This window comes from Pseudomonas umsongensis (genome assembly GCF_002236105.1).
GTDB classification, from domain to species: domain Bacteria; phylum Pseudomonadota; class Gammaproteobacteria; order Pseudomonadales; family Pseudomonadaceae; genus Aquipseudomonas; species Aquipseudomonas umsongensis.
The window spans coordinates 311137-336513 of record NZ_NIWU01000002.1 but is presented as its reverse complement, the minus strand read 5'-3'; the positions used below and the strand labels follow the sequence as shown (position 1 = coordinate 336513).

Annotated in this window: 24 protein-coding genes; 13 read left to right on the top strand and 11 right to left on the bottom strand. The window is 58.0% G+C overall.

Features of this window, described 5'->3' with window-relative positions; all coding sequences use genetic code 11:
* Nucleotides 1-743: 743 nt before the first annotated feature.
* On the bottom strand, nt 744-1829 hold the full coding sequence (locus PSUM_RS11765) for a hypothetical protein (RefSeq protein ID WP_083348269.1): 1086 nt from the start codon (nt 1827-1829) through the stop codon (nt 744-746).
* A gap of 600 nt (nt 1830-2429) precedes the next feature.
* Here PSUM_RS11765 and PSUM_RS11760 point away from each other — a divergent pair.
* Nucleotides 2430-2759, top strand: coding sequence for a hypothetical protein (locus tag PSUM_RS11760; RefSeq protein WP_083350120.1), 330 nt, complete (start codon nt 2430-2432; stop codon nt 2757-2759).
* 230 nt (nt 2760-2989) lie between these two features.
* Here the strand turns inward: PSUM_RS11760 and PSUM_RS32140 are convergent, their stop codons facing one another.
* Together PSUM_RS32140 and PSUM_RS11745 are read right to left on the bottom strand one after the other, a co-directional pair.
* The gene (locus PSUM_RS32140) at nt 2990-3241 is read right to left on the bottom strand and encodes a hypothetical protein (RefSeq protein WP_231989895.1); all 252 of its coding nucleotides are present in this window, start codon (nt 3239-3241) and stop codon (nt 2990-2992) included.
* Between the two features lie 1308 nt (nt 3242-4549).
* The gene (locus tag PSUM_RS11745; protein ID WP_083348267.1) at nt 4550-5959 is read right to left on the bottom strand and encodes a PAAR domain-containing protein; all 1410 of its coding nucleotides are present in this window, start codon (nt 5957-5959) and stop codon (nt 4550-4552) included.
* A gap of 114 nt (nt 5960-6073) precedes the next feature.
* Between PSUM_RS11745 and PSUM_RS31180 the strand changes: the two genes are divergently transcribed.
* From PSUM_RS31180 to PSUM_RS11720, 6 genes are all read left to right on the top strand, one after another.
* Nucleotides 6074-6253: a hypothetical protein gene (locus PSUM_RS31180; RefSeq protein WP_083348266.1), complete on the top strand. Its 180-nt coding sequence runs from the start codon at nt 6074-6076 to the stop codon at nt 6251-6253.
* A 372-nt stretch (nt 6254-6625) separates the two neighbouring features.
* Nucleotides 6626-6934 carry a DUF3077 domain-containing protein gene (locus PSUM_RS11740; protein ID WP_083348265.1) on the top strand — a complete coding sequence of 103 codons (309 nt, stop codon included), beginning with the start codon at nt 6626-6628 and terminating at the stop codon, nt 6932-6934.
* Nucleotides 6935-7862: 928 nt separating this feature from the next.
* Nucleotides 7863-8339: a formate dehydrogenase subunit gamma gene (locus PSUM_RS11735; protein WP_020795582.1), complete on the top strand. Its 477-nt coding sequence runs from the start codon at nt 7863-7865 to the stop codon at nt 8337-8339.
* The gene (locus PSUM_RS11730; protein ID WP_173667167.1) at nt 8336-9895 is read left to right on the top strand and encodes a formate dehydrogenase beta subunit; all 1560 of its coding nucleotides are present in this window, start codon (nt 8336-8338) and stop codon (nt 9893-9895) included. Before PSUM_RS11735 ends, PSUM_RS11730 begins: the two co-directional genes overlap by 4 nt.
* Nucleotides 9892-12774, top strand: a complete 2883-nt coding sequence (gene fdhF / locus PSUM_RS11725) for a formate dehydrogenase subunit alpha (protein ID WP_083348264.1) — start codon at nt 9892-9894, stop codon at nt 12772-12774. The genes PSUM_RS11730 and fdhF overlap by 4 nt, the downstream gene beginning before the upstream one ends.
* Nucleotides 12771-12992: a formate dehydrogenase subunit delta gene (locus PSUM_RS11720; RefSeq protein ID WP_020795579.1), complete on the top strand. Its 222-nt coding sequence runs from the start codon at nt 12771-12773 to the stop codon at nt 12990-12992. Before fdhF ends, PSUM_RS11720 begins: the two co-directional genes overlap by 4 nt.
* 142 nt (nt 12993-13134) lie before the next feature.
* On the opposite strand, the gene PSUM_RS11715 is transcribed toward PSUM_RS11720, so the two are convergent.
* The 6 genes from PSUM_RS11715 to PSUM_RS11690 all read right to left on the bottom strand — a co-directional run bounded on the left by PSUM_RS11715 (nt 13135) and on the right by PSUM_RS11690 (nt 18025).
* Entirely contained in the window at nt 13135-14130 is a 996-nt protein-coding gene (locus PSUM_RS11715; protein WP_083348263.1) for an asparaginase, read from the bottom strand.
* Nucleotides 14131-14206: 76 nt separating this feature from the next.
* Nucleotides 14207-15406: a hypothetical protein gene (locus PSUM_RS11710; protein WP_083348262.1), complete on the bottom strand. Its 1200-nt coding sequence runs from the start codon at nt 15404-15406 to the stop codon at nt 14207-14209.
* 15 nt (nt 15407-15421) lie between these two features.
* Nucleotides 15422-16309, bottom strand: a complete 888-nt coding sequence (locus tag PSUM_RS11705; protein ID WP_020795575.1) for a nitrilase family protein — start codon at nt 16307-16309, stop codon at nt 15422-15424.
* A 335-nt stretch (nt 16310-16644) separates the two neighbouring features.
* Nucleotides 16645-17097 carry a hypothetical protein gene (locus PSUM_RS11700; protein WP_020795574.1) on the bottom strand — a complete coding sequence of 151 codons (453 nt, stop codon included), beginning with the start codon at nt 17095-17097 and terminating at the stop codon, nt 16645-16647.
* Between the two features lie 158 nt (nt 17098-17255).
* Nucleotides 17256-17624 carry a PH domain-containing protein gene (locus PSUM_RS11695; RefSeq protein WP_020795573.1) on the bottom strand — a complete coding sequence of 123 codons (369 nt, stop codon included), beginning with the start codon at nt 17622-17624 and terminating at the stop codon, nt 17256-17258.
* 59 nt (nt 17625-17683) lie between these two features.
* Nucleotides 17684-18025 carry a potassium channel family protein gene (locus tag PSUM_RS11690; RefSeq protein WP_083348261.1) on the bottom strand — a complete coding sequence of 114 codons (342 nt, stop codon included), beginning with the start codon at nt 18023-18025 and terminating at the stop codon, nt 17684-17686.
* 127 nt (nt 18026-18152) lie between these two features.
* Between PSUM_RS11690 and PSUM_RS11685 the strand changes: the two genes are divergently transcribed.
* The 4 genes from PSUM_RS11685 (at nt 18153) to PSUM_RS11670 (ending at nt 21395) form a co-directional block, all read left to right on the top strand.
* On the top strand, nt 18153-20072 hold the full coding sequence (locus PSUM_RS11685; protein ID WP_083348260.1) for an alkaline phosphatase D family protein: 1920 nt from the start codon (nt 18153-18155) through the stop codon (nt 20070-20072).
* A 141-nt stretch (nt 20073-20213) separates the two neighbouring features.
* Nucleotides 20214-20708, top strand: coding sequence for a P-loop NTPase family protein (locus PSUM_RS11680; protein ID WP_083348259.1), 495 nt, complete (start codon nt 20214-20216; stop codon nt 20706-20708).
* Nucleotides 20709-20889: 181 nt separating this feature from the next.
* On the top strand, nt 20890-21144 hold the full coding sequence (locus tag PSUM_RS11675) for a type II toxin-antitoxin system Phd/YefM family antitoxin (RefSeq protein ID WP_020795569.1): 255 nt from the start codon (nt 20890-20892) through the stop codon (nt 21142-21144).
* Complete coding sequence (locus tag PSUM_RS11670) at nt 21141-21395, top strand: Txe/YoeB family addiction module toxin (protein ID WP_020795568.1); 255 nt, start codon at nt 21141-21143, stop codon at nt 21393-21395. Before PSUM_RS11675 ends, PSUM_RS11670 begins: the two co-directional genes overlap by 4 nt.
* On the opposite strand, the gene PSUM_RS11665 is transcribed toward PSUM_RS11670, so the two are convergent.
* Nucleotides 21363-22550 (bottom strand): aspartate aminotransferase family protein, encoded by a 1188-nt coding sequence (locus PSUM_RS11665; protein ID WP_020795567.1) that lies wholly within the window; start codon nt 22548-22550, stop codon nt 21363-21365. The genes PSUM_RS11670 and PSUM_RS11665 overlap by 33 nt on opposite strands.
* A gap of 102 nt (nt 22551-22652) precedes the next feature.
* Here PSUM_RS11665 and PSUM_RS11660 point away from each other — a divergent pair, with 102 nt between their 5' ends.
* Together PSUM_RS11660 and PSUM_RS11655 are read left to right on the top strand one after the other, a co-directional pair.
* Nucleotides 22653-23558, top strand: a complete 906-nt coding sequence (locus tag PSUM_RS11660) for a LysR family transcriptional regulator (RefSeq protein WP_020795566.1) — start codon at nt 22653-22655, stop codon at nt 23556-23558.
* A gap of 78 nt (nt 23559-23636) precedes the next feature.
* Nucleotides 23637-24650, top strand: a complete 1014-nt coding sequence (locus PSUM_RS11655; protein ID WP_083348258.1) for a sensor domain-containing diguanylate cyclase — start codon at nt 23637-23639, stop codon at nt 24648-24650.
* Nucleotides 24651-24656: 6 nt separating this feature from the next.
* Here the strand turns inward: PSUM_RS11655 and msrA are convergent, their stop codons facing one another.
* Nucleotides 24657-25364, bottom strand: a complete 708-nt coding sequence (msrA, locus tag PSUM_RS11650; protein ID WP_083348257.1) for a peptide-methionine (S)-S-oxide reductase MsrA — start codon at nt 25362-25364, stop codon at nt 24657-24659.
* Nucleotides 25365-25377: the final 13 nt, after the last annotated feature.

Here is a 25377-nt window from a genome sequence, read left to right as displayed (position 1 = left end):
ATTGGAAACCTCAGATATTCCGCCTTACGCCCATTATCACTTACCTCATCCACTTGCGTTACACCTACCCTTATCTGTAACACTACTCACAAACGAATCTATAAGAGGGTGTTACTTGAATAAAATCCTTTAAATTCAATAGGTTGATGAATACTGCTACACGAGTAACATTTGTAACACGAGTTTAACCGATACTTTCCCCGCTCCCCGCAAGCATCTATACCATCAGCGATGGTATGAGCCCAGAATATGTCGGGGCCCCTAAGTCGTTTGTAAGCATACGGGGTCGGAAACCCGCCGGACCTTGTTAGCAGGAGAACTCCCAGCTTAGTGAACAGGTGAACCGGGTGAACTGCTGGTTCTCCCGTGCATTGCCCTAAGAAACGGCCGATCCTAGGCCATCTTTACCGATACGGTAACGACGCCTTTTTTTCTTCAAGATCCTCCCAATTTCAACGCTGAAATTTCAGTAAGCTGGGGCGTCTGCAGCTAACGAGAACCCGCGGGTTACCGACCCCGTATCGGTTAGAACTCCTCAGGGGCCCCGAGAGAATTTCCCACCCTTCCTAATACTTCACAAACCTGAAGGAGGAAGAGCAACCTTGTGCGCGGAGCTGCCGAGAGACGCTCGATCAGAAAAACTGCAACTGTCCGCATCTCGACCTTAAGTCGTCTCTTGACGCCCAGTTCTTGAACCCAATCACTAACGTTGTCCTATCTGAATCTCAATGGAGATTGTCTTCTCACCTCTTTGTAATCTTCAAGTCTATCGGCGTGATGATCGGAACTTCTGGAGCAAAAGGGGATATGCCAGCAATTGAATTACAAAGTGCGCCGAGCTGCTGCATAGAGATATGCGCATATTCAAGTGCATCTCTAGCAGACTCCATATCTTTGATAAAGTTTAGACCCCGCGCAAAATTCAAATCGGGATCTTCAAAATACTGCCCGGTAGTACGGCTATTCTTAACCTGAGCGGGTTTCAAGGGGATAGGCAACTGTATTGCTGGCAGTAGCTCCCCCTGAAACTCTATTGTCTTTGTAAAGACCAATAGAGTTTTTGCTGCGTTTGCTAAAGGCGCGACATGTACGACTAAATCGCGATACGCTCCAAGTTCGTAGAGCCAATTGTCTGGCAGAGATGAAGCTCTCAACTCTTTACCTGCTTTATCCTGGGGAGGCTGAGATTTCCAAACCTTTAAAAGGCCAACTAAAGCGGTAATTTTTGTAGCAGAGGGATCCTCCTTTCTAATCATTGCCTCAGAATAAAATTCCGAAAGATAATCTCTTAGGGTGCAGGCATCTACCAGAAATGACTGCAGAGCCAAATAGCATAATGAGGTATAACCATCAAGAAAGCGGTCATTGGGTGTGAATTTTTTCGAGAGTAAACGACCATTTAACTGATCAGAGTATGCTTCAGATAGTTGTCGAAGCCTCCACTCACAAGCTCTTATCTGGTGGGAAATACGGGAGGCTATATCGTAAAACAGCCCATCTTTTTGTAAGAACGCGGAGTTTGCTATGAAAGACCAATTGTGCCCTTGATCCGCACAAAGCCACGTTGGGGAGGCTGCTGGATTTATAGACCTCCACTCTGGGGGGGCGAAACTCTTCGCTTGCTCTTCCGTATGGAAAAAATCACACCCGACGATCTGCAACCCTAACCGTTTTACGTCACCATAAAAACTTCCAAAGCTTTTAACATTGAAGCTTGCGGATTTTCCACTCATCGCATTGGGGCTGAGATCCGCCTTTTGATCCATCCCATTAAGAACACGTCCACCACCATATAAGTGCAACTCTCTCAAAACCGGTAGCCAATCCATGCCATTGCTCCTTGTTTAGGTTAAACGCATACCGAACTACTGAAAAACACCCCGGCTACTAAGCCAGATAATAGCGATCAGCTCAATAAATTCAGATCCGAAGGCTGCATTGCTTGGGTGGTTCACTCCTTCTGAAAGACTTCAAGATCCCACCTAAAAACGTCCTAGCAACCTACGGCTGTTGTCAAGACCTCAAAATCGGCCCCGACACATCATCTCGACTCCAATTAAAAGCCCTGGCCTAACCCGGTGCCCACCCGAATCATCATCCGCTAGGCCCTTCGAAGGGTTTGCATAGTGCCCTATAGACTCTTCATACTTGTCCAGCGAGCGCGATCATGTATCCCTCCATGTATCCCTAGATAGCAAACCTCTCTGGAGGCCTCGAGTTTACTGGACTACTACAGTCTCCCTCGGGCACCAAATTAAGGAAGGTCTTGCTTAGCAAGGCCTTTTTTTTCGCCCGCAGAAAAGCACCTGACACCCACCGCCAACGCCCTGACACCGCGTTGACCTGTAGGAGCCGGCTTGCTGGCGATGCTTTTGATCCTGCTACTCCACGCGCCCCACACCCGCGGAACATTTCACAAGGACTCCCCCATGGAATCGCACCTGGAAACCGTCGCCCTCTTCTCCCTCAAGCTGGCTTATGAGACGGAAGGTTCAAGCCCGATTTTGCGGGATGATCTGGTCATGGGCGATTACCAGCGGGATGTGTTCGAGTTGCTGGTGCGCCGGGGGGATGTTGAGGGGATTCAGGTGAAGGTGAGTGAGTGTGTGGGGTTGGCGTTGGAGGCGGTTGGGGGTGTGGATAAGCCGTTGGGGCGGGAGTTGGGGAGGTTGGTGGGGGAGTTTGCCGGGGTTCGGGGGATGGAGGAGCTTGATGCGCCGCTCGTTGCGCTTAAGGATTATCTGAAAGACATTCAATGAATCAACGCCGGCGCACCGACGCGGGCCGCCACCCTTTGACCAATGATAAATCTGTCTTCTGCTCCCAGTCCCTTTCTCCTGGAATGCCCTCCTTTTCCAGACCACTGCTGCGTTTTTGGCAGCTTGCCAGCTACGCGAGTGTTCCAAAAGTGGCTAGAACTCGACCCTGTGATAAACACCTTCAGCACCTACATTATGACCAAAGCCGCACCAGTCACCTGTCGTGCGCTTTACAGCGAACAGATCTTGTTGATGGTATTCCACAATGAAGCCCCAGCGTATTGCCAATATTGCGCCTCCAACTTAGCGGACATATTTTCTACCAATTTTTTTATATCGCCCTCGAGCTTGCCAACATTGAAAATCGACTTTTTGTCCTCTGGCAGAATGCTCAGCCATGCTCGTGCCTTTAGGTAATTTCCTTCGCGCGCATAGGTGAGAGCGACGTTATTGTAGGCCATCGCTATTTTATCTTCGTCCAACCGACAACTCTCCGACCAGCCAACCTGCCGCTCGTACTGCTCCCGAGCCTTGGCGTATAGCTTAAGCTTGTAATACCTTCCGCCCTCGGCGGAGTACTCGCTAATTTTAAGGCAATTAGCCGCCGCTTTTTACGCCGTAATTTCCGCATGAGCATAAGCCGGCACAATAAAAAGTAGCATGATTGCCTCAGCCTTTACGCAGCGCCGCATTAAAAAATAGAAATTCGGAAACCCCACACTAACCCTATTTAAAAATCTGAAAAAAAGTGGGACAGATTTATTTTCACAAATAAATAAAACTGCCCCCCCTTACCTGCCCCCTTTACCTCCACAGCGAGAACATTTTCGATCAACATGCGATGCGCTTGTAAATCGCCAACTGTTAACTTCCTGATTATTTCCGAAAAAAGAATATCGAAATTAAGTACAAAATCCAACCAGCATGAAAGCTATACTTTATTATCTTTTTATAAACATGATCACTAGAATGCCGATGGCAATTGGAAATAATTAACGAAAAAAAACTTATTGAAAACGTCGTTAATGAAAATACCGGCATCAGCACTCCAAGCCCTGAAAACTCTACTAGAAATGATTGACCACGACCACCTCCAGGCAAAAGTAGATGTTGATGATATATTGCGTAAATAGAAAGCATTATAAAAATCAACGAAACCCCACCAAGTAGGATTTTTAATCGAAGTGGTGCCTCCTTCAAAATATTGAAGCTCCCCATCTCATATTTTTTTAATCGACAAGAAAGACAGCATCCCCCTTCTATTAGCGATAAGCCGTCTCTATCCAGCACTCCACATTTTTTGCATTTCTTTACTCTGGGCTTCATTTATTTTCGATCCATCTGTTCACACCGAGCAGCGAACGGGTGCAAATAATGGGGCCGCCATCAGGTCGACTGCCCCATTTTCGACTAATGGAGGAGATGCGCTTTCCCTATCACGACAAGCAATATCATTGAAACTACAAGCCCAATAAAGCCCCATTGCAACATTACAAGCTTGCGCTTAAGCGGGAGGGGGAAGCTATCTATATCCTCAGCATTGGCTAGACCTCGCTTAAGGAAGAACCCTGGAAACGTAAGAATACTAGAAATGCTTCCTACCAACAGCAATCTGCCATGAAGACTAGTACTCTTGTATATCCCTAAAGCCAGCAGAGACGAGCTGTTTTTGAAGTGCGACGACATCAAGTCACCCTTCGTATAGCTCAGATACAAAGCAACTCCAATGCTGATGAATTGGCAGAGAATTACCAGACCACCCAAACCGCCGATGATTAGTTTAGCTGTAATCACTTCACTGCCTCGTAAATCTGTTCTCCGACCATTTCGCCAAGTACACCACCAAATTCTCCTCCAGCATAAGAACTAACTCCAACGACCAGAATACTACATGCTAATGGCGCAACACCGGCAGTAGGTACAGTTAATGCCACACAGAGGCCACCCACTAAGGGAGCGGTCAAACCGCCAACTAATGCACCACCCCCGAGTCCGCCAGCAAAGCTTCCCGCTTCAGTAAATTTAACTCGCTTGCAGGCCTGGGCATTGCCCGCCGTACACACATCCTGAACTTTCAAAGCGGAAGCTCCTCCGCCGACGGCAGTCCCGACCCAACCGCCGTATTTAACGTACTTAGAGGCCTTCGCCACACCTTCAAGATGGGTGGCATGACCCGGTATGTGCCCCCCGGGACTGGCATGGGTCCAGTGGTGGACCAGGCTTTGGCTGGAAATACCCAACATTTTTTTCAAGTTGATATGGTCAGGGAATCCAATGCCCTTGCGGGTCAGTGTCGTCATATGGCTGTTTAGTTGTGCGAGCAGACGCTGGCGCTCTACAAAGAACGCTGGCGAGCGCAGGTGCCCATCTCTTTGCAGCGTATTCTGTTGCAACGCTTCAATATCCCTCAAGGCATTGCCTACGTTATCCAGGTTGTTCTTGAAAATACTCGCGCCAACGCCAACAGCGTTCGAGCCATAGGTCAGGAAGGCCTGGATGACATCACGGTGTTGCACCATGAAATCCGCCTCTTCGGGGCTAAGCGTTTCAATGATCTGGTTGGTCTTGGCTGCCACGTCCATGAGCAGCGCTTCTTCACGGGTGCACTGGTAGTTGTTGGGGTCGCCCAGCACGATCATCGAACCGGCTTTGACATCGCGCAGGTTGGGGTTGAGCAGCTTGAATTTTCCCATCACCGCCGGGTCACGCAGGGTGAACAAGGAGGCTTCGAGCTGTTCGCGGGTGGTGCTCTTGGGCACGATGTAGAAGCCTGGTTCCTGGGCTGCTGCACCGCCTAAGGACACTGGCTGGGGAGTGCTCGACGCCGCTGCGAAACCGGCTGATCGTGGCGCTGCAGGATTGCCGGCGAGAGGTGTGGTCGGTTGGGACGCGGCCCTTGTGGTCTGGGGCGCAGCACTGCTACGCGACTCATAACTGGCGGTAAACACCGAGGGAATCAACCTGGCTCTGCACGGGCAGGTGCTGTAGCTGTCCAGCGAGCCCGCCACGATCCTGCCATGACTGTTGATGTAGGAGACGCCTCCCACAATTGTGTAGGTTTCGTCGTTTTTCCCGCAGGAAATACGGTCGCCTTCACGGGCATGGGCGATACCAAACATCATGACGCGTGTGTCGGCCTCTAAAACCTGGCCACCGCAAGTGGTCTTGTCACCCAGGCGAATGAAATGTCCTTGTGCCATTGTTGATCTCCCTCTCTGCTAGCGCCCCAGATAGCGCACCACGGTTAACGATCGATAAGCCGACTCGGGGTGAGTGGCTTAACGCAAAGTACGTGGACAGAGAGGAAACTCAAGATGGTCGAGAAAATCAGGAAAGATCCCACAAACCATGCGGAAAAAGCTGAAGAAAATGTAGATAGGACAAATACAAATTCGCCCTTAATTCGTAAAAACGTCAAAAAAACATACATTAATAACTTAATCGTCCTTCGCCCCATTATCTTCTCGGCGGCAGGTCATGTACTGCTCGATTGATGGTTGCACCAGTGGTGACTGCACGATACCCTTCCGCCGTCGCTGCCAATTCAGCGACCGGGTGTGAGAACCCGTGGAAATCAAGGCGCAAAGCGCCCCAAAACCTATCGTGGCGTTTTTTTTCGTCTGCGATATGGCTTTATGGCGGCTGTGCGTGGGAGACCTTCGGGTCTGCCGGTTGCCTTGATTGCCGGTTTCTCACCCCGCGCACGGCTGTCACCCAAGCCCGTGAGAAGGCTCGTGGCAGCTCCTCAAATCAAGGATGTTGACCATGACCAAGACAAATCCGTTTGAAATTTGGCTTTTCCCATTACGTAATTCCCAATTGCATGCCCCCCTCCCCCATTGCCTCTCCATCCTCGGAGGTGACCAATGACCGAACAACCCGAACTCAAAACCATCGGATTAACCCCCGCCATTTACTGCTCCGATCAACCACTGTTCCACGTTACTCGCGGCGTTCCGCTCGGTGATGCGTTGTCGATGGCTTCTGATTTTCTGTTTCTCGCCAAGACGCTGACTGAAGATGCTGCCTATGCCAGGGATACCGACCGGCATGCCTGGGCTGCGCATTATTTGACGTCGATGAGTAAGGCGTTGGTGGATGATGCGGTGAAGGTGCTGGAGCGGGATCGGGCGGTTGGTCCGATGGGCAAGCGGGCGGCGGAGGCTGGAGGGTAGCTTTTGCGTTTTAGACGTCAGGCATGACGCTTGTAGGGATGGGTTTGGTTGCGGGGGCTTTGGGCATTCTGTGGGCGTGGGGGTTGCCTTGGGTTTTTCGCGAGCATGCTCGCTCCTACAGGAAGCTGGTATGGGCAATCTTCGTGGTTTGTAAACAAGAAGGCCCGAATGTAATGCCGGACTGAGCCAGTCTGATGATGTGGCAATTTCGATTTCGCATTGAACACTGGTTTTGGTGACACCCGTGCGGGTGGCTAGCTTCAGCACTGATGTTGGCTGGGCTGGCGTTATCGCTGGCAAGCCAGCTCCTACAGGGTATTGCGGAAGGCTGGTGGGTATTGTTTGGCCCTGGTGGGTGAGTTGCTTTTTGATGCAGGACCCCATTTGGCATTTGTGTTGGCTGGGCTGGCGCATTCGCGAGCAGGCTCGCTCCCACAGGGGGTTCACACAGGGGTTTTGCGTGCCGTTCGGTGTTTGGATTAGCCCCGAGGTTTCGGGGCTTTGGTTGAGCGGACCGCTGCTTTTCCCGGAATGGATCTGCCCATCTGCTCCGCAGAATTGCCTACGGTTCTGAGGCTTCTTTCCACCTGTAATGCTTGTTATACATCCCTTATCGACAAGCCTTCAGGCCGTTAGGCCAGTGTGTGAACGCCCCTTGTGGCGCTCATCTAGACTTAATGCATAGTCGTAGGCAGAACCGAGCACGTCGCTTTGGTGCGGTTTGATCAATAGCGGCGTGGCAAGCTGCCCTTTATGCCCAGTTGAGGTGCGGCGAAGACCGTGCCGGGCACAACAAGATGCCCGCTCAGGGTGCCCTGGCCAACGGCCTGTCAATGCCACGATGCCGTGACGTGGTGTGAGTGCCGCAGCCGACACTTTCGGACGACCGACGACCTTCTGGTTTGTCCGTGACCGTGAGGATTGCTGAATGCCTGATGTTGAGTTGCACCTGTCTGTGGTCAATACCCTGCTGGAGCGCCATAAGGGCACTCCCGGTGCTCTGTTGCCGATTCTTCATGATATTCAGGAGCGCATTGGGTATATCCCCGATGCGGCCGTGCCCGAGATTGCCCACGCGCTGAACCAGAGTCAGGCCGAGGTGCGCGGGGTGATCAGTTTTTACCATGACTTCCGTACTGCGCCGCCTGCCCGGCATATCCTGCGGCTGTGCCGCGCCGAGTCGTGCAAGAGCCGCGGTGCCGAGCAGTTGGCGGCGCAATTGCGTGAGCGTCTGCAGCTGGATGATCACGGCAGCAGCGCCGATGGCAGCATCAGTTTGCGGCCGGTGTATTGCCTGGGTGCTTGTGCCTGCTCGCCGGCCCTGGAGCTGGACGGCCGGGTGCATGCGCGGCTGAGCGCTGAGCGTCTGGATGCCTTGCTCGACGCTTGCCGGGAGGACGCATGATGCCGACTCTTTATCTGCCGACCGACTCGCTGGCCCGTGCCGTGGGGGCCGATGAGGTGTCCACGGCGCTGATCACTCAGGCCAGGGAGCGCAACCTGCCGCTGGAGTTGCAGCGCACCAGTTCGCGCGGCCTGTATTGGCTGGAGCCGTTGCTGGAGGTGGACTCGCCACAAGGCCGGATCGGCTTTGGTCCGCTGACCGCTGCCGATGTGCCGTCCGTTCTCGAAGCCCTAAGCAGCTCAACCGAACATCCTCTGTCCCTGGGCCTGGTAGAAGAGCTGCCTTATCTGAAGACCCAACAACGCCTGCTGTTCGCCCGCGCCGGCATTACCCGGCCTCTATCGCTGGACGACTACCGCGCCCACGGCGGTTTCGAAGGCCTGGCAAGGGCTGTCGCCATCGGCGGCGAGCAAACCGCCACAGCGGTGTTCGATTCGGGCCTGCGTGGCCGTGGCGGCGCGGCTTTCCCCGCCGGGATCAAATGGCGCACGGTGCGCGGCACCCAGGCTGCGCAAAAGTACATTGTGTGCAACGCCGACGAAGGCGACTCCGGCACCTTTGCCGACCGCATGTTGATGGAAGGCGACCCTTTCCTGCTGATCGAAGGCATGGCCATTGCCGGTCTCTGCACCGGCGCCACCTACGGCTATATCTATGTGCGCTCGGAATACCCGGATGCCGTGGCCACCTTGCGCAACGCGCTGGAGATTGCCCGGTCGAACGGTTACCTCGGCGCCAATGTCGGCGGCAGCGGCCAGGCGTTCGATATGGAAGTGCGGGTCGGTGCTGGCGCGTACATCTGCGGTGAGGAAACCGCGCTGCTGGATTCGCTCGAAGGCAAGCGCGGGGTCGTTCGCGCCAAGCCGCCGATCCCCGCGTTGCAGGGCCTGTTCGGCCAGCCGACGCTGGTGCACAACGTGCTGACCCTGGCCTCGGCGCCGCTGATTTTGGCCAAGGGTGCGCAGTTCTATCGCGACTACGGCATGGGCCGTTCCCTGGGCACCATGCCCTTCCAGTTGGCGGGCAATGTTCGTCACGGCGGCCTGGTGGAACGGGCCTTTGGCCTGACCCTGCGCGAGTTGGTGGAAGGCTACGGCGGCGGCACTGCCAGTGGCCGACCGCTGAAGGCTGCGCAGGTGGGTGGCCCGCTTGGCGCCTGGGTGCCGCCGGCGCAATTCGACACGCCGCTGGATTACGAGGCCTTCGCCGCCATGGGCGCGATGCTCGGTCACGGTGGTGTGGTGGTGGCGGACGATACGCTGGACATGGCCCACATGGCGCGGTTCGCCATGGAGTTCTGCGCCGAGGAATCCTGTGGCAAATGCACGCCGTGCCGTATCGGCTCGACCCGGGGCGTGGAGGTGATCGACCGCTTGCTGGCCGCGCCAGATCAGGCTGGTCGTGATCAGCAAGTGATCATCCTCAAGGACCTGTGCGACACGATGCAATACGGTTCGCTGTGCGCCTTGGGCGGCATGGTCTCCTTTCCGGTCGCCAGCGCCCTCAAGTACTTCCCCGCCGACTTCGGCTTGCAGCCCTCGGAGGCCGAGCAATGATCACTGTATTCGATCCGAAAACCGACATGGATCTGGGCACGCCAGCCCGCGACAGCCAGGTGCAGGTCACCCTGAACATCGATGGTCAAACCATCAGCGTGCCCGAAGGCACTTCGGTGATGCGCGCTGCGGCATTGCTGGGCACCACCATTCCCAAACTCTGCGCCACCGACAGCTTGGAAGCCTTCGGCTCCTGCCGCATGTGCCTGGTGGAGATCGACGGTATGCGCGGCTATCCCGCGTCCTGCACCACGCCGGTCACCGAAGGCATGACCGTGCACACCCAGACGCCGAAGCTCGCGACCCTGCGGCGCAACGTCATGGAGCTGTACATCTCCGATCACCCGCTGGACTGCCTGACCTGCTCGGCCAACGGCAACTGCGAACTGCAAACCGTGGCCGGTCAGGTCGGCCTGCGGGAGGTGCGTTACGGCTATGAAGGCGACAATCATCTGGCCGATGTGAAGGACACTTCCAACCCCTACTTCGACTACGACCCGAGCAAGTGCATCGTCTGCAACCGCTGCGTGCGTGCCTGCGAAGAAACCCAGGGCACCTTTGCCTTGACCATCACCGGACGTGGTTTTGAATCCCGGGTGGCGGCGGCGGGCGGGGATAACTTCCTCGATTCGGAATGCGTGTCCTGCGGCGCCTGTGTACAGGCCTGCCCGACCGCCACGCTGATGGAAAAAAGTGTGGTCGAACTGGGTCAGCCCGAACACAGCGTGATCACCACCTGCGCCTATTGCGGCGTGGGTTGCTCGTTCCGCGCCGAGATGAAAGGCGACCAACTGGTGCGCATGGTCCCGGACAAGAACGGCCAGGCCAACCACGGCCACTCCTGCGTCAAGGGGCGCTTTGCCTGGGGCTACGCCACCCACCCGGATCGCATCACCAAGCCGATGATCCGCAAGCACATCAACGACCCGTGGCAGGAAGTCAGCTGGGATGAAGCGGTGACCTACGCCGCCAGCGAATTCCGCCGCCTGCAGCAGAAATATGGCCGCGATTCCATCGGCGGCATCACCTCCAGCCGCTGCACCAACGAAGAAACCTACCTGGTGCAGAAACTGGTGCGCGCCGCGTTCGGCAACAACAACGTCGACACCTGTGCCCGGGTCTGCCATTCGCCGACCGGTTATGGCTTGAAGCAAACGCTGGGCGAGTCCGCTGGCACCCAGAGTTTCGACTCGGTGATGCAGGCCGACGTGATCCTGGTGATGGGCGCCAACCCGAGCGATGCGCACCCGGTGTTCGCTTCGCAACTCAAGCGCCGCCTGCGTGAAGGCGCGCGGCTGATCGTCATCGATCCACGGCGTATCGATCTGGTGGACTCGGTGCATGCCCGCGCCGACTATCACCTGGCCCTGCGTCCCGGCACCAACGTCGCCATGCTCAACGCCCTGGCCCATGTGATCGTCACCGAAGGCCTGCTCAACCAGCCCTTCATCGACGCCCGCTGCGAGGGCAACGATTTCGCCCGCTGGAGCGAGTTTGTCAGCCGTGCGGAGAATTCACCGGAAGCCCTTGCCCCAGTCTGTGGGGTCGACGCCGCCGATATTCGTGCTGCCGCGCGCCTGTACGCCACTGGCGGCAACGCCGCGATCTATTACGGCCTGGGCGTCACCGAGCACAGCCAGGGCAGCACCGCGGTGATGGGCATCGCCAACCTGGCCATGGCCACCGGCAACATCGGCCGCGAAGGTGTGGGCGTGAACCCGCTACGCGGGCAGAACAACGTGCAGGGCTCCTGCGACATGGGCTCCTTCCCTCACGAGTTGCCCGGCTACCGGCACATTTCCAACGAAGTGGTGCGGGCGCAGTTCGAGCAGGCGTGGAACGTCACGTTGCAACCCGATCCGGGCTTGCGCATTCCCAACATGTTCGAGTCGGCGCTGGCCGGCAGTTTCAAGGGCTTGTACTGCCAGGGCGAAGACATCGCCCAGAGTGACCCGAACACCCAGCACGTCACCGCGGCCCTGTCGGCCATGGAGTGCGTGGTGGTGCAGGATATCTTCCTCAACGAAACCGCCAAGTTCGCCCACGTGTTCCTGCCGGGCGCTTCGTTCCTGGAGAAGGACGGCACCTTCACCAACGCCGAGCGGCGCATCTCGCGGGTACGCAAGGTCATGGATCCCCTGGGCGGCAAGGCCGACTGGGAAGGTACGGTGGCGCTGGCCAATGCCTTGGGTTACCCGATGAACTACAAGCATCCATCGGAAATCATGGATGAAATCGCCCGCCTGACGCCGACCTTCACCAACGTCAGCTACGCCGAACTCGAGCGCCACGGCAGCCTGCAATGGCCGTGCAACGCCGAGGCACCGGACGGTACGCCGACCATGCACATCGATCAATTCGTGCGCGGCAAGGGGCGCTTCATGCTCACCGGCTACGTGCCCACCGAGGAGAAGGTCAACAGCCGCTATCCGCTGCTGCTGACCACCGGGCGCATCCTCAGCCAGTACAACGTCGGCGCCCAGACCCGGCGCACCGAAAACGTCGCCTGGCACGATGAAGACCGCCTGGAAATCCACCCGACCGACGCCGAGAGCCGTGGCATCAACGAAGGCGACTGGGTCGGCATCGGCAGCCGCGCCGGGCAGACCGTGCTGCGCGCGCGGGTCACTGAACGAGTGGCGCCGGGCGTGGTGTACACCACCTTCCACTTCCCGGAATCGGGGGCCAACGTTATCACCACCGACAACTCCGACTGGGCCACCAACTGTCCGGAGTACAAGGTCACGGCCGTGGAGGTCAGCCGCGTGTACCACCCTTCGGAGTGGCAAAAACGCTTCCAGGAATTCACCGAAGAACAGCACCGCTTGCTCAAGGAACGCCGTCATGCCCGTGGCGATAAGGCAGAGGTGCGCCGATGAGCACCGAAAACCTGATCAAGATGGCCAACCAGATCGCCCAGTACTTCGCCAGCGAACCGGACCGGCAACAGGCAGTACTGGGTGTGCGTAATCATCTGCAGATGTACTGGACGCCGGGCATGCGCAAGGAGCTGCTGGCCTGGCAGACCGAGCATCATGGCGCGGATATGCACCCGCTGGCGCAAGAGGCGGTCAGTGGAGCGGGTTGGGAGGCTTAGCCTGCTGGCGGAAAACCTGTAGGAGCGAGCATGCTCGCGATGGACTCGAGAACGCCGCGGGGTGCCAGGCTTCCCCCGTCAGCGTTAACGACCATCGCGACGGTGCGACGATTCGACATGCTCGCTCCTACAGGGTTATGTATCAATTTTGAATGCAGCTTTCGTCTTTGAGGTAGCGCGACAACTCATGTTGCCGCTGACAACCAAGCAACAGCCAAAGCAGTACCCTGGCTTTACGCGGACATAGAAATCCCGCCATCGATGCACCCTTGCGAATCAAATCCATCTCACTGCCGTGAAAACCATAGCTGGCTTGCGCGGTAGAGCCGGAACCGGTGCGAGTCGCGATGATGACCGGGATACTTTCGGCGACGTGCTCAATCACGGTCGCCCAGCTCTGCGAGACATGTCCGGCGCCGAAACCGGCTATCACCAGCCCGTCATAACCGAGGGTGAGGGTGCTTTCCAGAAACAGCGTGTCGGCCGAGAGGGATGCCTCGAGCATCGCAATCTTCTGTGTTTTCTGGTGTGGCAAAGGCAAAACCGTGCGCTGAGCCGGCGCACGCAGGTAGTGAACGCGGTCTTCCATGATCAAGCCTGTAGGCCCCACGACCGGAGAGGTAAACGCCTGCAGCGCCAGCGAATCGGTTTTGCGCACGCGTCTCGCTTGATGAATCTCCCCGTTCATAACGACCTGAACGCCCCGCCGCCGGCTATTCTCGGACAGCGCTACGCGGCATGCATCCAGCAGATTCGCTGGCCCCTCGGCCCCCGGCTGTGCTGCCGAGCGCATCGCACCGGTCAGCACCAGCGGCGCGTCGTGAGGCCACAGGTAATCGAAAAAAACTGCCGTTTCTTCGAGTGTGTCGGTGCCTTGGATCAACACGACACCCACGGCGCCTTGTTTGATTTGAAATTCTGCCCAAGACAATACGTTCAGTAAAAGTTCGAAATCCAGTGAAGCGCTGGGAAGCAGTCCAAGGGTTTCAACGGTCACCCGGGCAAGCGTCGTCAATTGCGGAACGGACGCCAGTAGAGTCTCGCCGCTGACGGTCGGGATAACGCCTTCGCCAGCATTCCTGGCTTGCATGCTCACTGTGCCACCGAGCGCCGCGATAGCTAGTTTGGGCAGATCCATGTGATACCTCACGTGTTCAGGAGGAGAGGTGGCTGTACCCGGTTCAAGACGGGGACAGCCGAAGGGGCGGGGGCATTTACTCCGCGATAAGAACGCCGATCAGCGGCACGATCAACAACGTGCTGATGGCCATGGACAGGACATTGCCGATGTAGGTATGCATGTCGGCCGGCAATCGCTTGGCAATCGCACAGGCCAGGGGCGGTGCGATCAATGCCCCCAGCAACGCACTCGAGGCGATCACCAGCCCACTGCCACCATGGGTCAGGATCGCAGCGGGCACCACTGACACCAGAGGCACGTAAGTGGGGTACCAGCCGCGCAACATCCATTGTCGACGCCACACCAGCACCCCGATGGCCGAGCTCAGCGCTTGTGCAGCGATGATATGCAGCAATAGTCCCGACCCGTACGCCGGGCTGATCGGGTTCATCGCGTACGCCAGCAATACCCCCAGTAACAAGCCAAGACTGGCCAGTTCATTGCCAAAGAATGGCGCTTCGGAAAAGTCTGCCAAGACCCGGCGCAGGCTCCAGACGACCCCGTAGTCGGGCGCTTTGGTGACGGGCGCGGGAGACTTGGCGGGTGGTATCACGGACTGCTCGGACTTCATCAGACCGGGTCGATAGCGGCACAGTAGAAATGCCACGACGCTGGCGACCGCCATGCCCAGCACATTGCCGATCACCGCTGGCAACCCCAAGGGGTTACACAGGTAATTAACGATCAACAGGCACATGGGTGTGACGAGTACGGCCCCCATGATTGCGCCGTTGATCGTGACCTTCCAGCCCCTGCCAAACATCAGCACCATCGCCGCTGGCAGCGACACGAACGCGGCGAATGTCGGTTGCCAGCTGGTGGCGGTCACCGTCCAGCCCCACAGCACGTTACTCAGCAACAACCCGAGCAACGAACTGGTGATCAGCCACGGCCATAACCCGGTGCCGTAGGCAATGCTGAAGCCTTGCCAGGCTCTGCCCGTTCGATTCGCCCAATAGGCGAGATAGGCGCCCGCCAAGAGTCCGATCGAGGCGAACTCGTGTTTGTAGAACGCCACCTCGCTGATGTCGCCAAGCAGCCAGCGCAACCAGGCACTCGGCTGGGAAAGGCTCGACACCATGTCGCTATAACTCGGCCAATGCGCGGCCCAGAGCGAGCGATAGGTGAATGAAAGCCAGATGATCAGCAATGTCGCGTCGACCAGCATCAGGATGACCGCCATATCAAATGGCGATCTGTGGGCAATGCGGTTTTTGTCGGTAGTCGTTTGCATGTCAGGTCTCCCCTATCAGCGTGGGAGACATGGGTGTTGGGTGTAGCCGAGCATCTGATCGTAGAGGTCGGCTCTACGGTCACGATGCAGATCGTTCAGGTTGTTCCAGATGGGGGCGCTGCGGGAGCTGGTCAGGTCAATATCGGCATACAGGATTTCCTCCTGGTCTGCCGAGGCTACGGCGCCAATCGGCCAGCCATTGGTGCCAGCGATCAGCGAGCATCCGAGGTAGCGGGCACCTCGTTCCTCACCGATCCGGCTGGCAGCGGCGATAAACACATTGTTTACGTGCGCCGCTGTCATCGTCAGGTACGACGCCATGCATTTGCCGGCATCGTCGAACAGCGGCGGCGGTGTCCAGACCCAGTTATTGGGACTGCAAATGATGTCGGCGCCTTGTTGACTCAGGATGCGTGGCACCTCGGGGAACCAGATATCCCAGCAAATCAACATGCCGATTCGACCAATCGGCGTATCAAAAACCGGAAACCCCAGATCGCCGGGTGTGAACCAGAGTTTCTCCAGGTTCCACAAATGCGCCTTTCGATACTTGCCGATAAAACCGTCAGGGCCGACCAACATCGCGGTGTTGAACAGTCGCATGCCGTCGCGCTCCGCCAGGCCGGCCACGAGGTAGACGTTGTGCCTGCAGGCAAAATCGATCCACAGTTGCGCGCTTGGCCCGCCGGGTATCAACTGCGCATGTGCAAAGGCATCCTGCCGACTGCTGAAGAAATAACCGGTGCTGGACAGCTCAGGCAGCACGATAAGATTCGCACCGCCGTTGACCGCCTCCAGCGCCAATTCCAGGCTGCGACACAGATTTGCATCACAATTTTCAATGCCGACTTGTGGATCGAATTGCACGACTGCTACACGCACAGGGCTTGTTGGCTCGCTCATTTCGGGTGACCTCTTTTTATTTTTATTCACGCTGTTTGATTGCGTGTTTATGAGAGTCGAAATGCCAGCGGGCGTAAGTCAGATGCTTCCGGTAAGGCTGTAGCCTGTGTCCGAAGATGTATGAGGGAGTTGTTTTAGTTTGATTCGGAAAAAGGGTCCGCATTTGCAGGCCCTTTTTGTGTGTGAAGAACCCTAAAATTCACCACAACCCCTGTGGGAGCGGGCTTGCCCGCGAAAAGGCCATTACTTTCAACGGGGATACCGTCCGTGCGAACGCCTTCGCGGGCAAGCCCGCTCCCACAGCGGTATGCATCGCTCTCGAGTTCCTGTTTGGATCACTCGATCTCAATCGGCCCCTTGGTCCCTGCATCACTGTCCGTCCAGTAATCCTCGCCCGTCAGCCGCCGATCACCTTGAAGCGTGAAGGTAAGTTTGCCCTGGTGAAATTGCAGGGTGCCGTCGGTGCGTTTGGCGTCAACCCGTTTGCCGTTCACCCAGACCTGTTCCTTGGCATCGATGCGGATGGTGGCCACTGTCGCGCCTGCATCGCTTTTGGCTACCCACTGGCCGGCATAGGGCGTCTGGGTCGTCGAGTTGTCCGTGGCGGGGTTGGTGAACCCGGCCTTGGCGTTTTCCGCCTTGCTCTTGTGGATATCACAGCCCTGGGTCTCGCTGACCTGGGTGCAGCCCGATTGCTCGAGTTGCTTGCGGTACTTGTCGTTGATGGCAAACGCCGGGGATTGCGCGGTCAGCAGGATTGCCAGCACTGGCAGGATGATTCTGTTCATGATTGCCCTCTTATTGATCAACAACTTGGCCAATGGCTGCGAAAAGTATGGTGGGATGGAGCGGTGACCCATGCCTGCGGGGTGCCAGGCTTCCCGCGTTATCGTTGACGACCATCGTCGGAACGCCGCCCGGAGCGTGCTCGCTCCTACAGGGGGTGTTAGAGCAGGTGTTGGGAGATCAGCTTGGAGATCTCGACCATCGAGGTCTTGCCGGTGAACTCGAATTTTACTTTGCCCAATGACGAAAAGTAGATTTCCAGCTCGGAATCCAGGTCGAACGTCCCCGAGGTTTCCACCGAATACGCCACGATGTTTTTGTATGGCAACGAGGTGAAGTCTTTCTTGCTGCCGGTGATGCCTTGTACGTTCACCGCAATGATGCGCTTGTTGGTGAACACCACGCCGTCGCGCATGGACTTGTAGGAATCGATGACCTGTTCGCCGTCGAGCAAAAGGTCGGCAACGCGTTCGGCGTATTCCGCATTTTGCTTGAGCTTGAAGAATCCCTTGTTGTTGAAGTCGATCATTGGCCTCTCCCTGATTGTCAAAAAGTGCATCTAAGCACGACTTCATGCCATCGGCTGCCTTACTTTTCTCCGCCGGTCGTGCGTACCGCACTCTCGATCGCCCGCACGCTGATCGCCGCAAAGATCGCGGTGAGCAGCACGCCGTTGAACCCCAGCAATATCGCGAGTATTCGCGACATCGGCAGTTTCGGCACGAGTTCGCCGTAGCCGATGGTCAACCCGGTCACGAAACCGAAGTAAATGCCGTCGAAAGCGTCCCAGCCTTCCAGGTAGCTGATGATCAGGCCGCAGATGACGATGACGACCAGCATGGTGGAAAAAATCGGCCAGACAATTCGCAGGTAGTAACCTACGGCTTTGTAGAACTCTCGACGGATGTGCGAGGTATGGGTGGGCTTCATGTCATGGGTATCCTGGGGGCGGCGGATCATTTCGTGACAGACGCAATCGCCACTTCACTTTAGCCTGTGTCGCCGTCAGCTGCGCTATCATCGCCCGCCTCTGTATCTTCAAGAGTTTGTATCCCGGATGTCCCAAGCGCTGCCAATACCCGATGCCCCTCAATCGCTGCCACCCGTGCTGGCCGGCCCGCTGTTGCGACGCCTGGAACCCACGCGGCTGGTGCTGTGGCTGGTGGGCTCTCGGGCGCTGGAGCTGACGCTGCGCTTGCAGGGCGTGGGCGATATTCGCCTCGATGCCGCGCAGTGCACGGTCGTTGCGGTGGGTACCCATGGGTTTGTGCACCTGATTGATGTGGCGCTGGACGTTGCCCTGCCCTGCGATGAATTGATCGAATACGACCTGCTGATCGATGACGGGACCGGCATCGCCACCTGGGCGCCGCATCTGTTGTATGGCGACGCCACTGCGCCGAACTTTGTCCTGCGCGCTCGCGTCGATCAGTTGCTGCACGGCTCCTGCCGCAAACCCCATCACCCGGCCACCGACGGGCTGCTGTGTGTCGACGAGCTGTTGGCGCAAGACCATCCGGCCACGGACCGTCCGGCGCTGCTGATGATGAGCGGCGATCAGGTCTACGCCGATGATGTTGCCGGACCGACCCTGCGGGCGATCCATGCCTTGATCGAACGCCTGGGGTTGTTCGGTGAGCATCTGGAGGGCGCCGTGGTCAGCGACAGCGCCGAGCTTTACGGGCACGCGGCCTGTTATTACCACCGCGCGGATTTGTTACCGGCGCTGGAGAGCAACGAAACCCTGCGCGAGCGCTTTTTCGGCGGTGCGCGCAAGCCGATTTTCACCAGCAGCAGTGCCGACAATCACCTGGTGACGTTCGCCGAAGTCATGGCCATGTACCTGCTGGTCTGGTCGCCAACGCCCTGGGCCTTGATCGCGCCCAAACCGCCGAAACTGATCAAGGAACGGCGCGAGCGTTATGCCCTGGAGCAGACGCGCATCGACGGTTTCAAGGCCGGCTTGGGCAAGGTCGCGCGGGCGCTGGCGCACGTGCCGACGCTGATGATCTTCGACGACCACGACATTACCGACGACTGGAATCTTTCCGCACAATGGGAAGAAACGGCCTATGGTCATCCGTTTTCCAAACGCATCATCGGCAATGCGCTGCTTGCCTACATGTTGTGCCAGGGCTGGGGCAACAATCCGGATGCCTTCACCGCTGTCCTGGAAAAGACCCGTTTGCTCAGCGCCACCGGCGATGATCGCTACCTCGACAGCGATGTCCAGGACGCTTTGATCGATGAGCTGCTGCGCTTCCAGCATTGGCATTACGTGCTGCCCACCACACCGGCCATGGTGGTGCTCGATACCCGTACCCGGCGCTGGCGCAGCGAGATGAACCTCAAGCAACCGTCGGGCCTGCTGGACTGGGAAGCCCTCTGCGAACTGCAGCAGGAGCTGCTCGATCACCCCTCGGCGATCATCGTGTCGCCGGCACCGATCTTCGGCGTCAAACTGATTGAAACCGTGCAAAGAGTGTTCAGCTGGCTGGGCTATCCACTGCTGGTGGACGCCGAGAACTGGATGGCCCATCGCGGCGCGGCCCAGGTGATCCTGAACATCTTCCGCCACTCGCGCACGCCGGGTAACTATGTGGTGCTGTCCGGCGATGTGCATTACTCCTTCGTCTACGAAGTGCTGATCCGCCACCGCAAGGCCGGCCCGCGCATCTGGCAGATCACCAGCAGCGGGATCAAGAACGAATTTCCACCGACCCTGCTGGAGTGGTTCGACCGCCTCAATCGCTGGCTGTACTCACCGCGCTCGCCCCTGAACTGGCTGACCAAGCGCCGACGCATGCGCATCGTGCCGCACGTGCCCGAACATGCCGAAGCGGGCGAGCGACTGTGGAATTCGGCGGGGATCGGCCAGGTGTACTTCAATGAACAAGGGCAGCCCCGGGATATTTTTCAGCACAACGCCAATGGCGCGCCGAAGACGCGGATGGTGGCGCCTGCAAACGATGACTGAGGGGCTGTACGCAGAACCTGTGGGAGCGACGGTGCGGCGATCCGACCTGCTCGCGAAGACTGCTTAACATTCAGCATTTATGCTACCTGATACACCGCTTTCGCGAGCAGGCTCGCTCCCACACTTTGATCGGTGTCGCTCATGGACCTCATCCGAACCCTGATCATCGGTAACTCCGGCTCCGGCAAGAGCTGGCTGGCGCAACGCCTGGCCGAGCGATTGCAGGTGCCATGGACCGATCTCGACCGCATTCACTGGCTGTCCGACGAACACAGCATCGCCCGCCCCCGCGCCGAAGCCTTGGCCATGGCGAGGATCGCGGCCGAGCAAGAACGCTGGGTGATCGAAGGCGTGTATGGCTGGATCGCCAGCGAACTGCTGCCCCGCACGACGACGCTGATCTGGTTGAGCGTTGCCGACGAGGTTTGCGTCGCCAACATCCGCCAACGTGAAGCCAACGACGACGAACGCCTGATCGCCCTGCTGGAGTGGGCGGGGAGCTATCGCCAGCGCGATGGGTCCAGCGGATATACGGCCCATCGGCAGCTGTTCGAAGGGTTTGACGGTTGCAGAATTCAATTGATGGACTGGACTGAAATCACCGATTTCGCCAGCGCAATGCACTACGCCGATTGATTTATCTTCGCGGCTTCTCATCAGATAAGGACTACAGCGTTCTCGGAAACGTCCCGAGAAGGTTTCGACGATACTCAGGAGAAGCGTTGATGCGCCAATTGCATAACGACCATTCGGAGCTATCGCCTTGTCAACCTGTACTGATTTCTGTACGTTCCTTGCATCGAGCGAGGATTTCACCATGCACACCATCAATTACACCACCGCACGCGCGCACCTGGCTGAAACCATGGATCGCGTCAATGAAGACCGCACCCCACTACTGGTCACCCGCCAGAAAGGCGAGCCGGTGGTGATGATGTCGCTGGCGGAATACAACGCCCTTGAGGAGACCGCCTACCTGCTTCGCTCCCCCGCCAACGCTGAACGCCTGATCAAGTCGATTGGCAACCTGCGCGCCGGGAAAACCAAGTCTCGGCAACTCATTGAAGAATGAATATCGAGTTCACTCCTGAAGGCTGGGACGACTACCTTTGGTTTCAGCAAAACGATAAGGCGGGACTCAAACGCATCAACCTGCTGATCAAAGCCATCCTGCGTGAACCGTTCGAGGGTCTCGGAAAACCGGAACCGCTCAAACACAACTTGAGCGGCTTCTGGTCGCGCCGGATAACGGCTGAACATCGCTTGGTCTACACCATCGAAGACGGTGAGTTATGCGTTGTCATGTGCAGATACCACTACTGAACTCACTCCCCTGACAATCATCTCCACCTCCCGCTCATCAATCGTCAGCGGCGGCAACAAACGAATGGTTTGCCCCCGCGTCACGTTGATCAGCAGCCCGTGGTCCCGGGCGGCGATCAGGCTCAGGTCGCGGATCGGTTGCTTGAGTTCGATGCCGATCATCAGGCCCTGGCCACGGATCGCCAGGACGTTCGGTTGGTCCGCCAATTCCATGCGCAACCTGCTTATCAGGCGTTCGCCCTGAAGCCGGGCATTTTCCAGCAAGCCTTGCTCCTCGATGATGTCCAGCACCGTGCAACCGACCCGACAGGCCAGCGGGTTGCCGCCGAAGGTGCTGCCGTGACTACCGGGGGTAAAGAGTTCGGCGGCTCTGCCACGGGCCAGGCAGGCGCCGATAGGGACGCCGTTACCCAGGCCTTTGGCCAGGGTCATCACATCCGGGACGATGCCTTCGTGCTGGAACGCGAACCACTGCCCGGTACGGCCGATGCCGGTCTGGATTTCATCCAGCATCAACAACCAGGAGCGCCGGTTGCAGAGCTCGCGCACGGCTTTCAAGTAACCGGGTGGTGCCAGCTGCACACCGCCTTCGCCCTGGATCGGCTCCATCAGGATGGCCACGATGCGCGAGCCGTGATCCTGGCGCACCTTGTCCAGTGCCTTGAGGTCGCCGAACGGCACTTTGACGAAGTCCCCTGGCAACTTGTTGAAACCCAGGCGCACCGCCGGGCCATCGCTGGCGCACAGGGTGCCGAGGGTGCGGCCGTGGAAAGCGTTTTCCATGACCACCACCAAGGGTTGCTCGATGCCTTTGTGCCAGCCATGCAGGCGGGCAATTTTCAGCGCCGTTTCATTGGCCTCGGCCCCGGAGTTGTTGAAGAACGCCCGGTCCATGCCAGACAGTTGGGTCAGTTTGCGCGCCAGGCGTTGCTGCCAGTCGATGCTGTAGAGGTTGGAAGTGTGCAGCAACAGGCCGGCCTGTTCGCTGATCGCCGCGACGATTTTCGGGTGAGAGTGGCCGACGTTGGTCACCGCCACCCCGGCCACCGCGTCCAGGTATTCACGACCGGCCTGGTCCCACAGGCGCGTGCCCAGGCCCTTGTGGAAACTCAAGGCCAAGGGTTGGTAAGTGCTCATCAGGCAGGCGGCGGTCATGACATCAAGCTCCATCAAGGGTCAGTGTTTTTGCAGTATGGTTAGCCACCTGAACTGGATAAATACTGCAATACTTCAATCATTTTAAAGTTGAGCTTGATAATGGACCTGTTCCAGGCAATGACCGTCTACGTCAAGGTGGTGGAAACCGGCAGCATGACGAGCGCCGCTGCGCAGTGCAAAATGTCCACGACCATGGTCGGCAACCACCTCAAGGCCCTCGAGCAGCGCCTGGGCGTGCGCCTGCTCAACCGCACGACCCGGCGCCAGCGGTTGACCGAATTTGGCGTTGCGTATTACCAGCGCTGCCTCGAAGTGTTGGGGCTGGTGGCTGATTCCGAACGCCTGGCCGAGCAAGCGCTGGATGAACCCAGCGGCACGTTGCGCATCTCGGCGCCCTTGACCTTCGGCACGGAAAAACTGGCACCCGCCCTGAGCGAATTCGCCCTGCTCTACCCCAGGGTAAAACTCGACGTGATGCTCACCAACCGGCGTCCGGACCTGCTGGAAAACGGACTGGACGTGGCCTTTCGCCTGGGCGCTATCGAGGCGTCCAACCTGATCGCCCGCCCGCTGCTCGACTACACCCTGACCATGTGCGCATCGCCGGCGTATGTGGCCCGTCGCGGCGCACCGCAAACCCCTGAAGACCTGCGCCACCACGATTGCCTGTCCTTCGCCTATCCGGCTGGCGATGACTGGCATTCGGTGGAGAAAGAATGGCGCCTGGCCGGCCCGGAAGGCGAAGTCACGGTAGCGGTCAGCGGACCGATGCTGATCAACAGCTCGGCAGGGCTGCATCAGGCGGCGCGAACCGGCATGGGTATCGTGATGTTGCCCGATGTCCTGGTCGAGCAAGACATCCAGGACGGCAAACTGCTGGCCTTGATGCCCGGATTCAACCCGCCGAGCCGGCCGATGCACCTGATGTATGCCCAGGATCGCTACCGCCTGCCGAAATTGCGACGTTTCGTCGACTTCGCCGTGCAGATGTGGGGCAAGCACTAGCAGCCTCGCCGAGCCTTGGACTAATCTCCCTGACTGAGCAGGTCATTGGCTATCAGGCGTGTGCCAGGGAGAGCAGCGATGGGAGAAGCATCGAGTATCGAACCCTTGAAGTTCAATGTCTCGGACATGAACGAAGGCATGCTGCACACCATCATGGAACTGGTCAGCGACGGAATATGGGACTGGAACGCCAACACCGGCTTCGTCTACCGCAACGCCCGTTGGTACGAAATGCTCGGCTACACGCCGCACTCCCTGGATAACAACGTGTTGACCTGGGAAAACATCATCCACCCCGATGATTTCCCGCAGGTGATGGCTCTGTTCGATGACTACCTGAGTCAGCGCACGCCCGTGTATCAGGCCGAGTACCGCTGCCGCACGCATGATGGCCGTTATATCTGGATCGAAGACCGCGGCCACGTGCTGGCACGCAATGCCGACGGTTCAGTGGCGCGGATGGTCGGTGCCCACCGCAGCATCGAAGACAAGAAGCGCCTGCTCGAAGCCCTCGAACGGCGCAATCAATCCCTTGAGGCCCTCGTTGAAGAACGCACCCGCGAGCTGTCCAGCGTCAATCAGCAACTGCAGAGGCAACTGGAAGAAAATCGTAAGTTGGCTGAAACCGATGCCCTGACGTCGACTGCCAATCGATATCGCCTGGATCAGGCCCTGCGCCAGGAATGCGAGCGGTCCCAGCGCTTTCGCCAGCCGTTGTCACTGATCGCCATGGACATCGACGATTTCAAGAGCATCAACGATCACTACGGCCATGCACTGGGCGATGCCGCCTTGATTCAGGTGGTCGAACGAGTCAAGCGCAGTTTGCGTGCGGGGGATGTGCTGGCCCGTTGGGGCGGCGACGAATTCATCGCGGTACTGCCCGATACCTCGCTGGCTGAGGCCAGGACCCTGGCCGAAGCCATCCGCCAGGGTCTATCGGAGATGCCATTGGTGGGCGACTTTCACGTGAGCATGAGTTTCGGCGTGGTCCAGCGCTTCGAGGAGGAGCAACAGAGCGGCCTGATGGCCAGGGCCGATCAGGCACTGTATCGGTCGAAAGTCGCCGGCAAGACTGTGATCAGCGGATAACCGCCGTCACATCCCCGTCTTCACCAGCACCGGTTTTTCCTGATAGCGATCCGGGTACAGCTGCTTGAGCTGTGCCACCTTTGGCAAGTCATTGATCACGATGTAGGGATAGGTCGGGTGCTCGGTCAGGAAGTCCTGGTGTTCTTCTTCGGCCGGATAAAAACCGTTGAAGCTCTCCAGCTTGGTCACGATCGGCTTGTCGAACGAATGCGCGGCATCGAGCTGGGCAATGTAGGCCTGGGCGACCCGTTGCTGTTCGCTGCTCTTGGTAAAGATCGCCGAGCGGTACTGGGTGCCGGTGTCGGGCCCCTGGCGGTTGAGTTCGGTCGGGTTGTGGGCCACGGAGAAGTAGATCTGCAGCAAGGTGCCGTAGCTGACCTGGCTCGGGTCGAAGGTCACTTCCACCGATTCCGCATGCCCGGTACTGCCGCTGCTGACGCGTTCGTATTGCGCTGTATCAGCTTTGCCACCGGCGTAACCGGAGACGGCATTTTTCACGCCTTTGACATGCTGGAACACCCCTTGCACACCCCAGAAGCAACCACCGGCGAACACCGCGGTTTCGCTGCGGGCCTGGGTGGTTTCGTCGAGGGCCGGCGGGGGTAGGAGAACGCCTTCTTCAGCCCCGCCCAGGGAAAATGCCGAGCATTGGCCGATGATGCCGGCAGCGGCCAGACCCAACAGCGTGCGGCGCCAGGTGAAAAGATTTTTCATGTCACAGACTCCT

Coding starts and splice junctions, on each gene's coding strand:
- PSUM_RS11765 (WP_083348269.1), bottom strand. CDS start 1,829: ATGGATTGGCTACCGGTTTTGAGAGAGTTGCACTTATATGGTGGTGGA.
- PSUM_RS11760 (WP_083350120.1), top strand. CDS start 2,430: ATGGAATCGCACCTGGAAACCGTCGCCCTCTTCTCCCTCAAGCTGGCT.
- PSUM_RS11745 (WP_083348267.1), bottom strand. CDS start 5,959: ATGGCACAAGGACATTTCATTCGCCTGGGTGACAAGACCACTTGCGGT.
- PSUM_RS31180 (WP_083348266.1), top strand. CDS start 6,074: ATGGTCGAGAAAATCAGGAAAGATCCCACAAACCATGCGGAAAAAGCT.
- PSUM_RS11740 (WP_083348265.1), top strand. CDS start 6,626: ATGACCGAACAACCCGAACTCAAAACCATCGGATTAACCCCCGCCATT.
- PSUM_RS11735 (WP_020795582.1), top strand. CDS start 7,863: ATGCCTGATGTTGAGTTGCACCTGTCTGTGGTCAATACCCTGCTGGAG.
- PSUM_RS11730 (WP_173667167.1), top strand. CDS start 8,336: ATGATGCCGACTCTTTATCTGCCGACCGACTCGCTGGCCCGTGCCGTG.
- fdhF (WP_083348264.1), top strand. CDS start 9,892: ATGATCACTGTATTCGATCCGAAAACCGACATGGATCTGGGCACGCCA.
- PSUM_RS11720 (WP_020795579.1), top strand. CDS start 12,771: ATGAGCACCGAAAACCTGATCAAGATGGCCAACCAGATCGCCCAGTAC.
- PSUM_RS11715 (WP_083348263.1), bottom strand. CDS start 14,130: ATGGATCTGCCCAAACTAGCTATCGCGGCGCTCGGTGGCACAGTGAGC.
- PSUM_RS11710 (WP_083348262.1), bottom strand. CDS start 15,406: ATGCAAACGACTACCGACAAAAACCGCATTGCCCACAGATCGCCATTT.
- PSUM_RS11705 (WP_020795575.1), bottom strand. CDS start 16,309: ATGAGCGAGCCAACAAGCCCTGTGCGTGTAGCAGTCGTGCAATTCGAT.
- PSUM_RS11700 (WP_020795574.1), bottom strand. CDS start 17,097: ATGAACAGAATCATCCTGCCAGTGCTGGCAATCCTGCTGACCGCGCAA.
- PSUM_RS11695 (WP_020795573.1), bottom strand. CDS start 17,624: ATGATCGACTTCAACAACAAGGGATTCTTCAAGCTCAAGCAAAATGCG.
- PSUM_RS11690 (WP_083348261.1), bottom strand. CDS start 18,025: ATGAAGCCCACCCATACCTCGCACATCCGTCGAGAGTTCTACAAAGCC.
- PSUM_RS11685 (WP_083348260.1), top strand. CDS start 18,153: ATGTCCCAAGCGCTGCCAATACCCGATGCCCCTCAATCGCTGCCACCC.
- PSUM_RS11680 (WP_083348259.1), top strand. CDS start 20,214: ATGGACCTCATCCGAACCCTGATCATCGGTAACTCCGGCTCCGGCAAG.
- PSUM_RS11675 (WP_020795569.1), top strand. CDS start 20,890: ATGCACACCATCAATTACACCACCGCACGCGCGCACCTGGCTGAAACC.
- PSUM_RS11670 (WP_020795568.1), top strand. CDS start 21,141: ATGAATATCGAGTTCACTCCTGAAGGCTGGGACGACTACCTTTGGTTT.
- PSUM_RS11665 (WP_020795567.1), bottom strand. CDS start 22,550: ATGACCGCCGCCTGCCTGATGAGCACTTACCAACCCTTGGCCTTGAGT.
- PSUM_RS11660 (WP_020795566.1), top strand. CDS start 22,653: ATGGACCTGTTCCAGGCAATGACCGTCTACGTCAAGGTGGTGGAAACC.
- PSUM_RS11655 (WP_083348258.1), top strand. CDS start 23,637: ATGGGAGAAGCATCGAGTATCGAACCCTTGAAGTTCAATGTCTCGGAC.
- msrA (WP_083348257.1), bottom strand. CDS start 25,364: ATGAAAAATCTTTTCACCTGGCGCCGCACGCTGTTGGGTCTGGCCGCT.